Here is a 14,250-nt window from a genome sequence, read left to right as displayed (position 1 = left end):
GGGGGGGGTGGCGGGGGGGGGGGGGGGGGCGGGGCGGGGGGGGGGGCCCCCCCCCCCCCCCCGGCGCGCCCCCCCCCCCCCCCCCCCCCCCCCGGCCGCAAGGACGATGGCAAGGAAAGGGCCGAACGCAGACCACGCGAACGCCACGCCAAGCAAAGCCAAGCTGCCGCACCGGATGCGGCGCGCGAGGAACAGCCAGTGGCGGCCGAGACCGCGGTCGCCGATGCCGGTGAGCGGCGCGCGCGCAAGGAAGCGATCCGCTCGGAAAACACCGAGCGCCAAGCTTCACCCGAACGCCAAGCTTCACCCGAACGGAAGGCTTCGCCCGATCGCCATCGCAACGAACAGCGCGCGCCGGAACGTGGCGACACCAGGCCGCAGCGCGACGGCAATCGCCCGGCCCGCCATCGCCAGGAAGACAACGATGGTACCGTCGGATTCGGTGACGACATGCCCGCGTTCATGCGCATTGTCGCCAAGGGCTAACAGCAGAAATTGGGCTGATCACAGCAGAAATTCTCAAATACCAGCAAAACGGCCCCTTGCGGGGCCGTTTTCATGTGCAATGCCGTCTTCTGCCTGCCTTGCTCAGGTGAGCGGCGAGAGCTGGATTTCGACGCGGCGGTTCTGGGCGCGGCCGGCGGCCGTCGCATTGGAGGCGATCGGACGCGTCTTGCCGAAGCCGGTGACGGCGAAGCGGCGGGTATCGACGCCCTGCCCGGACAGATAATTGGCGACTGCCAGCGCGCGGCGCTGCGACAGGTCGAAATTGTGTTCGTCGCCACCGGTCGAGTCGGTGTGGCCGAACACGTCGACGGTGGTCTGGCGGAACTTGTTCAGCACAAGTGCTACCGAATTCAGCACCTGATAGAAGCCGGGCTTCACCGCGTCCTGGTCGACGTTGAAGGTGATGTCGGACGGCATGTTGAGGATGATCTGGTCGCCGCTGCGGGTGACGCTGACGCCGGAACCCTGAAGCTGGCGGCGCAGTTCGGCCTCGTTCTGGTCCATCGTGGCGCCGATGGCGCCGCCAGCGAGCGCGCCGACGCCAGCGCCGATCAGCGCATTGCGGCGATCGTTGCCGCCGGCGAGCAGGCCGAGCCCCGCACCCGCCAGCGCGCCGATGCCGGCGCCGGCCGCAGTGTTGGAAACTTTCTGCTGTCCGGTATACGGATCGGTTGTGGTGCAGGCACTCACGAGCACAGCCGTCGCCACTGCGACGAACACAGTCTTTTTCATCAGGTAGTCCCTCTCCAGTCCGCGGTCCCACCAGTGGCGCGCCGCATCCCTTGTGCGTCCAAGTTGACGCACGTCGCTCTATGCTTGTAACATGAAATGCGGCGAAAAATGGAAGGGGAAAAGCGGCTGGCCACGGCTTTTCCCGGTCAATCCAACCGCCGCTATTTGCGCAATTCCGATGGGCTGGCAGAGACTGTCGGCTACCAGAGATTCTTGCCGTCGATGACGACGACCTCGACCTGATCGAGGTCGAAATCGTCGAACAGGCGAGAATTCACGCTGATTTTCGGATTGTCGAAATTCGGCTTGCCGGTCGACCAGTCCGGCGTTTCGGTGAAGGTGCCGCAGCCGCAGGTGGCGCAGAAACCATGTTTTACCGTTTTCGAACCCCATTGATAGAAAGAGACATTCTTGAGCGGGCTGGTGAGCTTGAATTGCGACGGGACGTAATAGGCCCACAACGAGCCGCGTTTCGAGCAGAAGGAGCAGGTGCATTGCGTCACGGTTAGCGGCGCTTCCGAAACCTCGAACATCGTCGCCCTGCAGTGGCAGCTTGCCTTTATGGTCATGACGCCTCCCTCGCGATTGCTTCCCGCCAGCGCGGTAAGGCAACATAAAGAGGCGCTGTTGACAACCGTCTGTCGGCAGACTCGGGGTGCCTGCGTCGGACGCGTGGCGTGCTTCAATCTTGTTGATGCACGTCGTTATCCCAAACCGCTGCGCAGCCTCGGGTCAGGCCATGGCTCTCGGAGCAAGCTTTTGGGCGACAAGCATCAAAACGACGACGGTGGCACGAACAGGCAGATGGTCTTTCCGTCATTGGCGCCGGCGACCGAACACCAGTGATATTCGCCGTCGGGCGAATTCTTGATCCGTGCATCGCTGTAGCCCACGACCTCGCCAGTTCCCTTGATGACATAGCCCTCTGGACGCTCGCTGATCGACGTCTGCGAGACCGCGCGGCAATCATAGCCGGAACAACAGGAGAATGGGTAACTCCAGCCTTGCGGCTTCGCTGCAGTCGGCGTGGCGTCGTGCGCCAAGGCGGATGCTGCAAATGTAGTGACGACGGCCATCAGGGCCACCACCGCAATGATCGAATTCAGGAGGCGGCGCGCCGTCTTGACGGCTGAGGCCAGTCGGGTTGTGGAAGCAGGCATGGGCGCAATTCCTATCACCGAGTTATCAAGCGTTTCGCTTGCCCGTTCTTGGAACGTAACTTCCCAGTGGCCGGCTCGTCAGGTCGCAGATACGCCGCGTCCGGCCATAAATGCTTTTTCCCCCAGCGTTCGGATGCTGGGCTGATTCCTTTGCTGGCGCAAGAAATTGCTGTGCAACCGAGCGCCGACATCTGCAGCCGGAACCAGCCTGCCGGGGCTGACGAGAGTGACTTCATCAACCCCGGCAGTGGGATCGCGCGGATAACGAGAATCAGCTCGCGGTGGTTCCGGGCCAAGCCCTGGCAGGCCTGCAACAATGAACCCGGAGGTAGAAGTAATTGTCGAAAATTGGATGAAAAAACAAAGCCATAAAGCAGCCGCTCAATTACAGTGAAGAGCCTGTTACTCTAGCGTGATGTTCCTGCTGCTTGGGGCGTAGAAGCTTCAGTCGATATCGGCCACCACTTCGCCGGCGCCGCCCTCGATGCGCTGCGACAGCGAGGCCTCCATGAAATCGTCGAGGTCGCCGTCCAGCACGCTCGACGGGCTTGTGCTCTCGACGCCCGTACGCAGATCCTTCACCAGCTGATAAGGCTGCAGAACGTAGGAGCGTATCTGATGGCCCCAGCCGATATCGCTCTTCGACGCTTCGGTGGCGTTGGCCACCGCCTCGCGCTTCTTCAGTTCTTCCTCGTAGAGCCGCGAACGCAGCATCTCCCAGGCCTTCGCCTTGTTCTTGTGCTGGGAGCGCTCAGCCTGGCAGGCGACCGCGATGCCGGTGGCGAGATGGGTGATGCGGACCGCTGAATCGGTGGTGTTGACGTGTTGGCCGCCCGATCCGGATGAACGATAGGTGTCGATGCGGACATCCGATTCGGAAACGTCGATGTCGATCGTATCGTCGATCACGGGATAGACCCAGACGCTGGCGAAGGAGGTGTGACGGCGCGCATTGCTGTCATAGGGGGAAATACGCACGAGACGGTGAACGCCGGATTCCGTCTTCAGCCAACCATAGGCGTTGTGGCCCTTGATCAGCAGCGTGGCGGACTTGATGCCGGCCTCTTCGCCGTCATGCACCTCCAGCACCTCGACCTTGAAGCGGCGCCGCTCGGCCCAACGCGTGTACATGCGCAGGAGCATCGAGGCCCAGTCCTGGCTTTCGGTGCCGCCGGCGCCGGCATGGATTTCGAGATAGCTGTCGTTGGCGTCGGCCTCGCCCGAAAGCAGCGTCTCGATCTGGCGGGCCTTTGCTTCGCCGCGCATCGAGCGGATCGCGGCTTCCGCCTCGGCGACGACGCTCTCATCGCCCTCTTCCTCGCCAAGCTCGATCAAGCCGATATTGTCTTCCAGCGCCTGGGTGAGGCCTTTGACCGCGGCGATGCCTTCCTCGAGGCCCTGGCGCTCACGCATCAGCTTCTGCGCCTCCAGCGGCTCGTTCCAGAGACTCGAATCCTCGGCACGCACATTCAGGTATTCAAGCCGCTTTATGGCTTGATCCCAGTCAAAGATGCCTCCTCAGCAGGGTTATCGCCTGCCTGATTTCGTCGACAATATTCTGCGTTTCCGCGCGCATGGCTGGCCGTTCTGTCCTGTGCTGAAATGGTGCCCTGTCGCTTAAGCAGAGCTTGGGTTGGCGCGATACATAGGGACGGCACCGCCGCCTGTAAAGCGAAATGGGCCGGCTCGAAAGCCGGCCAAAATACCTTAGGGCGGTTCATCGTTTCACAGAAACGCCGAACGGCTCTATCTTTTTGTTTTTGCGCAATTCCGGACGGAAAACCGTTTCACACTTTTCCTGGAATTGCTCGAACCCATGTCAGTAGAGCCCGCCGCCGCCGGACTGGATGGCTTGGTTGGCCTGTGGCGACAGCGCGCCGCCGGAGGCGTTGGAGCCGTCCTCACCCATGCCGATCACCCAATAGCTGTCGGCGGGGCCGGTGCCCGGCTTGAAGGCTTCGATAAAGGCGCCGGCGTCGTCCGGGTTGGCGCGCATGCCGGTTTTGCGATTGATGGCGATCAGCTTCATGCCTTCGGGAACCTGGAAATCGACATTGGGCGTGCCGTCCAGCGCCACGCGCATGAAGTCCTTGAAGATCGGCGCAGCAAGGCCGCCGCCGGTCGCGCCCTTGCCAAGACCTTTGGGCTGATCATAGCCCATATAAAGGCCGACAACGAGGTTGGGCGTATAGCCGATGAACCAGGTATCCTTCTCGTCGTTTGTCGTTCCGGTCTTGCCGGCGATGTGGCGGCCGAGTTCGGCGACGGTAGCGCCGGTACCGCGCTCGACAACGCCCTCCATCATCGAGGTGATCTGATAGGCGGTCATCGGATCGAGCACCTGCTCGGAATTGTCGACCAGTTCCGGCTCAGGCTGGTTCCGCCATTCGGCGGCATTGCAATTTTCGCAGCCGCGTTCGTCCTGCCTGTAGACCGTCTTGCCGTAGCGATCCTGGATCCGGTCGATCAGCGTCGGCTTGATCGACTTGCCGCCGTTGGCCATGATCGAATAAGCCGATACCATGCGCATCACGGTCGTCTCGCCCGACCCCAGCGCCATCGGCAGATACGGCGCCAGTCGATCATAGACGCCGAAGCGCTCGGCATATTCGGCGACCAGCTTCATGCCCATGTCGTTGGCCAGGCGCACGGTCATCAGATTGCGCGACCTCTCGATGCCGGACCGCAAGGTCGCCGGGCCCGCAGTCCTTCCATCGTAGTTTTTCGGCGTCCAGGTCGTGTTGCCGCTCTTGATGGTGATCGGGCCATCCATGATCACGGAAGCCGGCGTATAGCCATTGTCGAGAGCGGCCGCATAGACGATCGGCTTGAAGGACGAACCCGGCTGCCGCATGGCCTGCGTGGTACGGTTGAATTCGGATAGCGAATAGGAGAACCCGCCGACCATGGCCAGAACGCGCCCGGTATGCGGATCCATGGCGATCAGGCCGCCCTCCACTTCGGGGGCCTGGCGCAAGATATAGGCCCCATCCGTATCTTCTTTCTTCTGCACGAAGATGACGTCGCCAGGCTTCAGCACGTCCGCCGGCGATTTGGCCTTGACAGTCTTGCCGCCGACCACATGCCGCATGGCGAAGCTCATGTCCTCGCGGCTGACGGTGCCTTCAATGCGATCCTTGACGAGTTCGCCCGAGATCTGCCTGGTCGGCCGAAGGCCGATCGACAGGCCGCTCTCCGAGCTGTCGAGCACGACGGCGAGCGACCATTCGGGCACGTCGTCCAGTCCCTTGACTTCGCTCAAAGGCACGCCCCAGTCGCCGGATACGTCGATGGTCTTCACCGGCCCGCGATAGCCGCGCAGCGTATCGAACTTCATCAGGCCGTTCTGCATGGCTTTGCGGGCGATGAGCTGCATCTTGGGATCGAGCGTCGTACGGACGGACAGGCCGCCCTCGTAGAGCGCATTCTCGCCGTAGCGCGCGCTGATCTGGCGGCGCACTTCCTCGGTAAAATATTCGCCGGCGAACAGATAGGTGCCGGAGCGGCGTGGCTTGACGCCGAGCGGCTCGGCCTTGGCCTTGGCGCCTTCCTCTTGCGTGACGTAGCCGTTGCCGACCATCTGGTCGATCACCCAGTTGCGGCGCTCGATGGCGCGGTCGGCATATTTGAAGGGATGATAGTTGGAGGGGCCCTTCGGCAAAGCCGCCAGATAGGCGGCCTCCGCCACGGTGAGTTCATTAACCGCCTTGTCGAAATAAGTGAGCGCTGCGCCGGCGACGCCATAAGCGCCAAGCCCGAAGAAAATCTCGTTAAGGTAGAGCTCGAGGATGCGGTCCTTCGAATAGGCCTGCTCGATGCGGAAGGCGAGGATCATCTCCTTGATCTTGCGCTCGTAGGTCTGGTCCGAGGACAACAGGAAGTTTTTCGCCACCTGCTGGGTGATCGTCGAGGCGCCGACCTGGCGCTTGCCCGAGCCAGCATTCTGCAGATTGACCATGACTGCGCGGCCAAGGCCGGTCATATCGATGCCGGGGTGATTGTAGAAGTTTTTGTCCTCGGCAGACAGGAAGGCCGCCTTGACACGATCCGGCACCGCCTGGATCGGCAAATACAGGCGCCGCTCGCGCGCATATTCGGCCATCAGCGCACCGTCGGACGCATGGATGCGGGTCGTCACCGGCGGTTCATACTTGGCCAGGACCTCGTAATCGGGCAAATCCTTCGACAAATGGCTGATATAGATCGCCACCCCGGCCGCGACCAAAAGGGCCAGCGCGGTGCCGATGCCGAAGAAATAGCCAATAAGACGAATCATGCCCGCTCCAGTCCTTGGTTCGGGAATTGCCTAAACGAAGCCGCCTTTCGCGCAAGCTTTCGAGACGATCCCGACCGGTAATCGAAAATCCATGTCGCCACCATGTGGGCAAAATGCGGCAGCCTGGAATTTCGGCTTCGAATGGCGAAAATATAAGTGCAAAGTGTTGTCGTCGTGCAACGCTGCCTCTGGTTGTGGCGAGGGCTGGCATCTCAGCCTCCGGTTCCGGCTCCGGCCTTGGCTGAAGCGAACAGGGCGATGGCATTGGTTATGCTCTGGGCCGCCTTGCTGCGCCAATCGGCGCTGAGCAGTTGTGCCTCGTCCTTGGCATTCGACAGATAGCCGAGTTCGACCAGCACGGAGGGAACATCCGGCGCCTTCAACACCTTGAAGCTGGCCGAACGCTGCGGATTGTTGATGAGGCCGACACTGGTGGAAAGCTGGCCGACCAGCGTTTGCGCAAAACTCATCGAGAAACTATGCGTCTCGCGGCGAATCAGGTCGATCAGGATGTCGGTTACTTCCTTGTTGTCGTCCTTGATTTCCATGCCGGCGAATTGGTCGGAAAGGTTTTCACGGTCGGCGAGCGCCTGCGCTTCGGGATCGGAAGCCTTGTCGGAGACGGTGTAGACGGTTGCGCCGCGAAGGCCCTTGACCCTGATGGTGTCGGCGTGGATCGAAATGAGCAGGTCGGCCTCGTGCTGGCGGGCAATGCGCACGCGGTCGTCCAGCCGCAGCAATTGGTCCGTCTCGCGCGTCAAGAACACGTCGTATTTGCCGACTGCGGCGAGTTTGTCCCGCAATTCGGTGGCGAAAGCGAGCGTGACGTTTTTCTCGACGGTGCCGTTCATGCCCTCGGCGCCGCCGTCGATGCCGCCATGGCCTGGATCGATGACGACGGTGAAGCGATGGCCTGGATTGGAGACCGGGCCGGTGCCGACCCTGCCGCCCTTGTCGGAGGAGACCGTCGAGCCGGTGGTCAACGCCTGATTGGCAAGAGCGGCGTCGAACTCCCGCACGGACGCCGCCGACATGTCGATGGCGATGCGGTAGCCGTTGCCGTCATCGTTCTTGAGCACGTCGAACCTGTCGACGGCGAACGGGCCCTTGCCGGTGAGAATCAGCCGCGACACCCCCTCGCCGAGATCGCCATAGCGCACGCTCCTGACCAGGCCGCGCGCCTTCACGTCCTTGGATTTGATGGCGAATCTCGTGCTTGGCAGGTCGACGACCAGACGGTGGGGGCCGCGCAGCAGGAACCATTTGACGTCGGGCTCACGATCGAAATTCATGACGATGCGCATCTTGGTGGCGTCACCGGCCATTTTGTAGCTCGTCACTGCCAGCGGCGCGTCGGCGGCAAAGGAAACTGGCGAAAGAGCCAGGCAAGCGACAACCAGCAACAGCAGACAAGCGGCGTGGAAGCGGGCGGCGTAGAAAAAAATGCCTCCGGCGCAACCACTCATGTGCGTGAAGACTGCCAGTGCCATCTCTTCCAGTCGCTCCGGTTTGGCGTGAGGCGCCCGATCCTGTTGTCGGCCAATCTTGCTTGTCGGAGTGTCGTCGTCTTGTCGAAACGCCGGTCAGGCCGCGAACTCGATTAACGGTTGGTAACCAGAGAAGGTTAACCAAGCCTTTTCACGCAGCGCTTAAAGCCGTGCTTCCGTTGCGGAACTGCATTTTGCCGGCATCGGAAATCGGGGTTGCCTTCCAACCCGCCAAATCATAAAAGCGATGGTGGATCACTGCAATCCTGGAACCGTCCTTCTCCGCAGCTTCCTGCTACAGGTGAGATGAACGACGGCTCCTTTCGCGTCAGGCGAAAAGGCAACAGGTGATCGCGACGAATTTCGCAGGTGTAAGCCCGTGGCGGGGGAAGCGCCTGCGTGAGGAAAACGGCCGGGATTGTCCCGCGCCGGCTCTGTACGAGCAAACAAGCTGGTCCGGTTTTCCCGGGCTTTGGTTCAAAAAGGTTCTGCTGGTTACGATGGCTTCAAGCGCAATCATGGAAAGGTCCGCAGCAAACCGCGCCATTATGGCTGCGGGCGGCACCGCCATGGCGCTCAGGCAGCGGCCGGCGGACATTCAATTGCCCGGCACCCATGTTCATCCACACTCACAGCGGCGGGCTTTGCCTCGCAAGCTGCGGCTGACGGCTGCCGGGGGGAAACGAAATAATGCCCAACAAAATGCTGATAGACGCCTCCCACCCGGAGGAAACACGAGTTGTCGTCGTTCGCGGTAACCGTATTGAAGAATTCGACTTTGAATCCCAGGACAAGAAGCAGCTCAAAGGAAATATCTACCTCGCCCGCGTAACCCGCGTCGAACCCTCGCTTCAGGCAGCCTTTGTCGAATACGGCGGCAACCGTCACGGTTTCCTCGCCTTCAGTGAAATTCATCCCGACTACTACCAGATTCCGGTCGCCGACCGTCAGGCGCTGTTGCGCGCGGAAGCGCAGGAGGCTGAAGACGAGGACGATGAGGACGGCGATGGCGACGATCGCCAGAACCGCGATCGCGGCCGGCGCGGACGCCGCCGCGGCGGCAAGAGCCGCGACCGAGGCGAACACAAGCGTGATGCAGGTGCGGCCGATTCGGACGCTTCTGGCGATTCCAATGACAGCGGGTCCAATGACAGCGGGTCCAACGACAGCGGCTCCAATGAGGGCGGCGAACACGGCGAGGATGCGGTCGCGCAGAACGTCGATGCCTCAGAAAACGTCGACACGCCGTCCGCTGCTTCGGAACATGGCGAGGATGTCGCCAGTCATAGCGAGGCAAGTCCTGATGAGACGAGCCGTGACGAGACGGGCCATGGCCGTGACGAAACTGGCGGTGACGAAACTGGGCCTTCCGAAGGCAGTCCGAACTCCATCGCCGCCAGCATCGAATCGGATGTGATTTCCGAAGCCGTGCCGCAGGCTGAGGCGGCCGGCGAAGCCACCTCCGCCGACAATGATCGCGGCATGCTGGAAGAGGTGCAGTCATCGCATTCGGATGACCATGAGGTCGAATCGGTCGGCGCCGAGGATGCGCTGGAAGAAGCGCGCAACCGCCGCAAGCCGGTGCGCCGCCAGTACAAGATCCAGGAAGTGATCAAGCGCCGGCAGATCCTTCTGGTGCAGGTCGTCAAGGAAGAGCGCGGCAACAAGGGCGCGGCGCTCACCACCTACCTGTCGCTTGCCGGCCGCTATTCGGTGCTGATGCCGAACACGGCGCGCGGCGGCGGCATCTCGCGCAAGATCACCAACGCACAGGACCGCAAGCGGCTGAAGGAGGTCGTCGCCGATCTCGAAGTGCCGCAGGGCATGGGCGTCATCCTGCGCACGGCCGGCGAAAGCCGCACCAAGGCCGAGATCAAGCGCGACTACGAATATCTGATGCGGCTTTGGGAAAACGTCCGCAACCTGACGCTGCAGTCGACGGCCCCTGCCCTCGTCTACGAGGAAGGCAGCCTGATCAAGCGCTCGGTGCGCGACCTCTACAACAAGGACATCGACGAGATCCTGGTCTCCGGCGAAGAGGGCTATCGCGAGGCCAAGGATTTCATGCGCATGCTGATGCCGAGCCACGCCAAGGTCGTGCAGCCGTTCCGCGACACGACGCCGATCTTCGTGCGCAACGGCATCGAGGCGCAGCTCGACCGCATGCTGCAGCCGCAGGTGACGCTGAAGAGCGGCGGCTACATCATCATCAACCAGACCGAAGCGCTGGTCGCCATCGACGTCAATTCGGGCCGCTCCACCAAGGAGCACTCGATCGAGGACACAGCGCTTCACACCAATCTGGAAGCGGCCGAGGAGGTCGCACGGCAGCTGAGGCTGCGCGATCTCGCCGGCCTGATCGTCATCGACTTCATCGACATGGAGGAGAACCGCAACAACCGCTCCGTCGAGAAGCGGCTGAAGGATCACCTCAAGAACGATCGCGCCCGCATCCAGGTCGGCCGCATCTCGCATTTCGGCCTGATGGAGATGTCGCGCCAGCGCATCCGTGCCAGCGTGCTGGAATCGACGATGAAGCCTTGCCCGCATTGCGGCGGCACCGGCCATGTGCGGTCCGATTCGTCCGTCGCGCTGATGGTGGTGCGGGCGATCGAGGAATTCCTGCTCAAGGATTCGCGCAGCCACATCACGGTGCGGACGCCGGCGGCGACCGCGCTCTATGTGCTCAACCACAAGCGCGGCACGCTGGTGGAGCTCGAAAACCGCTTCGGCCTGACCATCACCGTCGAGGCCGACGATACGGTCGGCGCCCAGCACTATGCGATCTTCCGCGGCGCGCTGGCCGAAAAGCCTGAAGGCTTCGTCGAGGTGCGGACCTTGCCCGCCTATGTCGAGCCGGAAGAGCCCGCCGACGAAATCGTCATCGAGGAGGAGGAAGACGAGGTCGTTGCACCGGCGGAACAACCGCGCCAGGCGCAGCAGCCGCAGCAGCCAAGGCCCAGCGAAGATGGCGAAGGCCGCGACCGCAAGCGCCGCAAGCGCCGCAGACGGCGCGGCGGCAAGGATCGCGACCGCGAGCATGGCGCCCCCGTGGAAGGTGCGTCCATCTCGGCCACTGCCGATGGCGTCTCCGAGGCCGCAAGCGATGAAGGCGCCGAAGCAGACCACGAGGACCAGGTCGGCGTCACCGAGGCGGTGGAAGCGTCGGATGAGGGGCAAGGGCCTGATGTAGGTCGGGAGCCTGACGAAGGTCGGGAGCCTGATGAAGGTCTGGGCAAGAAACGTCGGCGCGGCAAGCGCGGCGGCAAGCGCAATCGCCGTGAAGACGGCGAAGGCGAGGTCGATGCAGGCACTGCCGAGTCGGCTGACCGTCCCGAGGTCTTGGAGGCCGTCTCCGGCGAACCGGCAGCAGCAACGCCGGTCGAAGAGCCTGTGGACCTTGCTCCGGCCAATGACGACATGCCAAGCGCCGAAAAGCCGAAGAAGCCACGCCGCGCCGCCAAGCCGAAGAAGGCTGCGGCGGACGTCGTTGCCGAAACGCCGGTAGCCGAGCCGGAAATTTCTGCCGAGGCTCCCGCAGCTGTTTCAGAGGAAACAGCCGTGGCCGCCGTCGACGAAAAACCGAAGGTCCGCCCATCGCGACGCAAGCCCGTACCGGTCGATGCTCCGGTTGAGCCGATCGTGTCCTCGACTGTTGCCGAAGAGGAAAAGACCGAGGAGAAGCCGAAGCGTGCCGGCTGGTGGCAGCGGAAAGGCTTTTTCTAAGCTTTTCGGTAGCTTAGCCTGATCTTTTGACCAAAAAAATCCCGCGCTGTCCCATCGACAGCGGGATTTTCTTGTCTGAAGCGGGCCAATCTCTATGGCGCCCCAAATCTCTATGGCGCGAAAACCGACCAGTTCATCATCTTCGCCAGCCTTTCCAGCGCAATCGACCCCAGCCTGGAATTGCCGTTGGCGTTGAGGCCGGGCGACCAGACGGCGAGCGAGGCCACGCCCGGCACGATCGCCAAAATGCCGCCGCCGACGCCGCTCTTGCCGGGGATGCCGACGCGGAAGGCGAAATCGCCGGAGCCGTCATAGTGGCCGCAGGTCAGCATCATCGCGCCGATGCGGCGCGCGCGCTCGGCCGACACCACGGAATGGCCAGTCGCCGGGTTCTTGCCGCCATTGGCGAGGAAGCGGCCGGCCAGAGCCAGTTGCCGGCAGCTCATCGCGATGGCGCAATGGTGGAAATAGACGCCCAGCGCCAGATCCGGCGCGTGGCTGAGATTGCCGAAGGATTTCATGTAGTTGGCGAGCGCCAAGTTGCGAAAACCGGTGGCTCGTTCCGAAGCCGCGACTTCGCGGTCGATGATGATGGTCTCGTCGTCGGCCAGGAACTGGATGAAGCGAAGGATCTCGCCGATCGCCTCGCGCGGCTGGTGGCCGGCGAGCAGAATGTCGGAAATGACGATGGCGCCGGCATTGATGAACGGATTGCGCGGAATGCCGTTCTCGTGCTCGAGCTGGACGATCGAATTGAAGGGGTTGCCCGAAGGCTCGCGCCCGACACGCTGCCACAACGCGTCGCCGACATTGCCGAGCGCCAGTGTCAGCGTGAACACCTTCGAAATGCTCTGGATCGAAAACGGCTCATCGGCGTCGCCCGCCATCAGCACGCGACCGTCATTGGTCACGGCGGCAATGCCGAACTTTTTCGGATCGACCTTGCCGAGCTGCGGTATGTAGGTCGCGACGTCGCCGCGATCCGTGCGCTCGGCCATTTCGGCGGCAATCTCGGTCAAAGCCTGCTCGAGGTCTGGCATCACGCTATCTCAGCCAGCGCTCGATGCGCATCATCGCCTCGACCATCTCGTCGTGGCTGCCGGCGTAGGAAAAGCGCATGGCTCGATGGCCTTGAAGCGGATCGAAATCGCGGCCGGGCGTCGCCGCCACATGCGCCTCGGCCAGCATCTTGCGCGCGAAGGCCATGCTGTCGTTGGTGTGCCTGGTGACATTGCAGAAGGCGTAGAACGCCCCGTCCATCGGTGCCGCCAGGGTAAAGCCGAGTTCGGGCAGGCGTTTCATCAAAAGCTCGCGATTGCCCGCGTAGCGCGCCTTCACCGCCTCCAATTCCGCGGTTGCCTTGAACGCCTCGATCGCGGCGATCTGGGACAGTTCGGGCGGTGAGATGTAGAGACTCTGGGCGATGCGCTCGACCGGCCGCACCAATGGTTCCGGCAGCACCATCCAGCCGATGCGCCAACCGGTCATGCAGTAGTATTTCGAGAAGGAATTGATCACCGTCACGTCAGGGCCGCAGGCAAGTGCTGTGCTGTCCGGCGCAGCGTAAGCCAGCCGGTGGTAGATCTCGTCGGAGATCACGGCGATGCCGAGCTCTTGCGCCGTCGTCACCAGCGCCGACAGCTCGTCGGCGGGGATAATCGCCCCGGTCGGATTGGCGGGGCTGGCAAACAACACGCCCTTCAGATTCTTTTCGCGATGCGCAGCCTTCAGATGTTCGGCGTGGAGATAGGCATCACCGTCGAGCTCGATCTCGACGATCTCGATTCCGAGCGCGGCCATGATGTTGCGATAGGCCGGATAACCGGGTGCGGCGATGGCGACACGGTCGCCTGGATCGAACATCGCCAGAAATGCCAGGTTGAAGGCGGCCGACGATCCGGTGGTGACGGCGATCCGGCCGGGTGAAACGGCCAGCCCGTAGTGGTCGGCATAGTGCTGGGCGATAGCCTCGCGCAGGCCCGCAAGACCCAATGCGTCGGTGTAGCCGATGCGCCCCATCTTCAATGCGTTCGTCGCCGCTTGCCTGACTCCGGCCGGCGCCGGATCGGACGGCTGGCCAACGGCCATGGAAACGACCGGCACGCCCGTGGCCTTCAGCCGATTCGCTTCCGCCAGAACGTCCATGGCGTGGAACGGCTCGACGTCGCCGCGACGCGAAAGCGATACAACCATTTGACCTCATTCCTTGTTCGCCCTTGGGTCCGGCCTTTGGGTCAGCCCTTTGAGATCGCCCATGGGCCGGCGCTTGCCGGCTGCCGGCGCCGAGCTTTGGCGTCCCGCGCCGCACAAATGCCCGATTGATGTGAGGTTCACAAGTTCAGTAAAGTTTCAGTGCCGACTT

At 62.6% G+C, this 14,250-nt stretch carries 9 protein-coding genes and 1 pseudogene; 2 read left to right on the top strand and 8 right to left on the bottom strand.

Annotated features, from left to right (window positions below; translation table 11 throughout):
• Positions 1 to 486: pseudogene (locus AC0L2C_RS30795) on the top strand (hypothetical protein); the annotation flags it as partial.
• Positions 487 to 588: 102 nt separating this feature from the next.
• Here the strand turns inward: AC0L2C_RS30795 and AC0L2C_RS30790 are convergent.
• The 6 genes from AC0L2C_RS30790 to AC0L2C_RS30765 all read right to left on the bottom strand — a co-directional run bounded on the left by AC0L2C_RS30790 (position 589) and on the right by AC0L2C_RS30765 (position 8,165).
• Complete coding sequence (locus tag AC0L2C_RS30790) at positions 589 to 1,239, bottom strand: YiaD family glycine zipper/OmpA-like lipoprotein (protein ID WP_128246555.1); 651 nt, start codon at positions 1,237 to 1,239, stop codon at positions 589 to 591.
• Between the two features lie 200 nt (positions 1,240 to 1,439).
• Complete coding sequence (locus AC0L2C_RS30785) at positions 1,440 to 1,808, bottom strand: GFA family protein (protein WP_473525183.1); 369 nt, start codon at positions 1,806 to 1,808, stop codon at positions 1,440 to 1,442.
• Positions 1,809 to 2,012: 204 nt separating this feature from the next.
• Positions 2,013 to 2,399, bottom strand: coding sequence for a hypothetical protein (locus AC0L2C_RS30780; RefSeq protein WP_473525182.1), 387 nt, complete (start codon positions 2,397 to 2,399; stop codon positions 2,013 to 2,015).
• Between the two features lie 444 nt (positions 2,400 to 2,843).
• Positions 2,844 to 3,975, bottom strand: a protein-coding gene (gene prfB / locus AC0L2C_RS30775; protein ID WP_128246558.1) for a peptide chain release factor 2 whose coding sequence is annotated in 2 segments (ribosomal slippage) — positions 2,844 to 3,908 and positions 3,910 to 3,975 — 1,131 coding nt in all. Because the reading frame shifts where the segments join, the coding sequence is not laid out codon by codon here.
• A gap of 243 nt (positions 3,976 to 4,218) precedes the next feature.
• Complete coding sequence (locus AC0L2C_RS30770; RefSeq protein WP_473525181.1) at positions 4,219 to 6,675, bottom strand: penicillin-binding protein 1A; 2,457 nt, start codon at positions 6,673 to 6,675, stop codon at positions 4,219 to 4,221.
• A gap of 212 nt (positions 6,676 to 6,887) precedes the next feature.
• On the bottom strand, positions 6,888 to 8,165 hold the full coding sequence (locus tag AC0L2C_RS30765; RefSeq protein ID WP_473525180.1) for an N-acetylmuramoyl-L-alanine amidase: 1,278 nt from the start codon (positions 8,163 to 8,165) through the stop codon (positions 6,888 to 6,890).
• 687 nt (positions 8,166 to 8,852) lie between these two features.
• Here AC0L2C_RS30765 and AC0L2C_RS30760 point away from each other — a divergent pair.
• On the top strand, positions 8,853 to 11,888 hold the full coding sequence (locus tag AC0L2C_RS30760) for an Rne/Rng family ribonuclease (protein ID WP_473525179.1): 3,036 nt from the start codon (positions 8,853 to 8,855) through the stop codon (positions 11,886 to 11,888).
• A 110-nt stretch (positions 11,889 to 11,998) separates the two neighbouring features.
• Here the strand turns inward: AC0L2C_RS30760 and AC0L2C_RS30755 are convergent, their stop codons facing one another.
• Positions 11,999 to 12,928 (bottom strand): glutaminase, encoded by a 930-nt coding sequence (locus tag AC0L2C_RS30755; protein WP_023798153.1) that lies wholly within the window; start codon positions 12,926 to 12,928, stop codon positions 11,999 to 12,001.
• 4 nt (positions 12,929 to 12,932) lie between these two features.
• Entirely contained in the window at positions 12,933 to 14,081 is a 1,149-nt protein-coding gene (locus AC0L2C_RS30750; protein ID WP_128168523.1) for a pyridoxal phosphate-dependent aminotransferase, read from the bottom strand.
• Positions 14,082 to 14,250: the final 169 nt, after the last annotated feature.

Source organism: Mesorhizobium sp. WSM4845 (genome assembly GCF_055811455.1).
This window is presented reverse-complemented; position numbering and strand designations above follow the sequence as displayed.

Excerpts from the sequence above, each read along its gene's own strand:
- AC0L2C_RS30765 (WP_473525180.1), bottom strand. The coding sequence starts at position 8,165 with ATGGCACTGGCAGTCTTCACGCACATGAGTGGTTGCGCCGGAGGCATT.
- AC0L2C_RS30770 (WP_473525181.1), bottom strand. The coding sequence starts at position 6,675 with ATGATTCGTCTTATTGGCTATTTCTTCGGCATCGGCACCGCGCTGGCC.
- AC0L2C_RS30760 (WP_473525179.1), top strand. The coding sequence starts at position 8,853 with ATGCCCAACAAAATGCTGATAGACGCCTCCCACCCGGAGGAAACACGA.
- AC0L2C_RS30755 (WP_023798153.1), bottom strand. The coding sequence starts at position 12,928 with ATGCCAGACCTCGAGCAGGCTTTGACCGAGATTGCCGCCGAAATGGCC.
- AC0L2C_RS30790 (WP_128246555.1), bottom strand. The coding sequence starts at position 1,239 with ATGAAAAAGACTGTGTTCGTCGCAGTGGCGACGGCTGTGCTCGTGAGT.
- AC0L2C_RS30780 (WP_473525182.1), bottom strand. The coding sequence starts at position 2,399 with ATGCCTGCTTCCACAACCCGACTGGCCTCAGCCGTCAAGACGGCGCGC.
- AC0L2C_RS30785 (WP_473525183.1), bottom strand. The coding sequence starts at position 1,808 with ATGACCATAAAGGCAAGCTGCCACTGCAGGGCGACGATGTTCGAGGTT.
- AC0L2C_RS30750 (WP_128168523.1), bottom strand. The coding sequence starts at position 14,081 with ATGGTTGTATCGCTTTCGCGTCGCGGCGACGTCGAGCCGTTCCACGCC.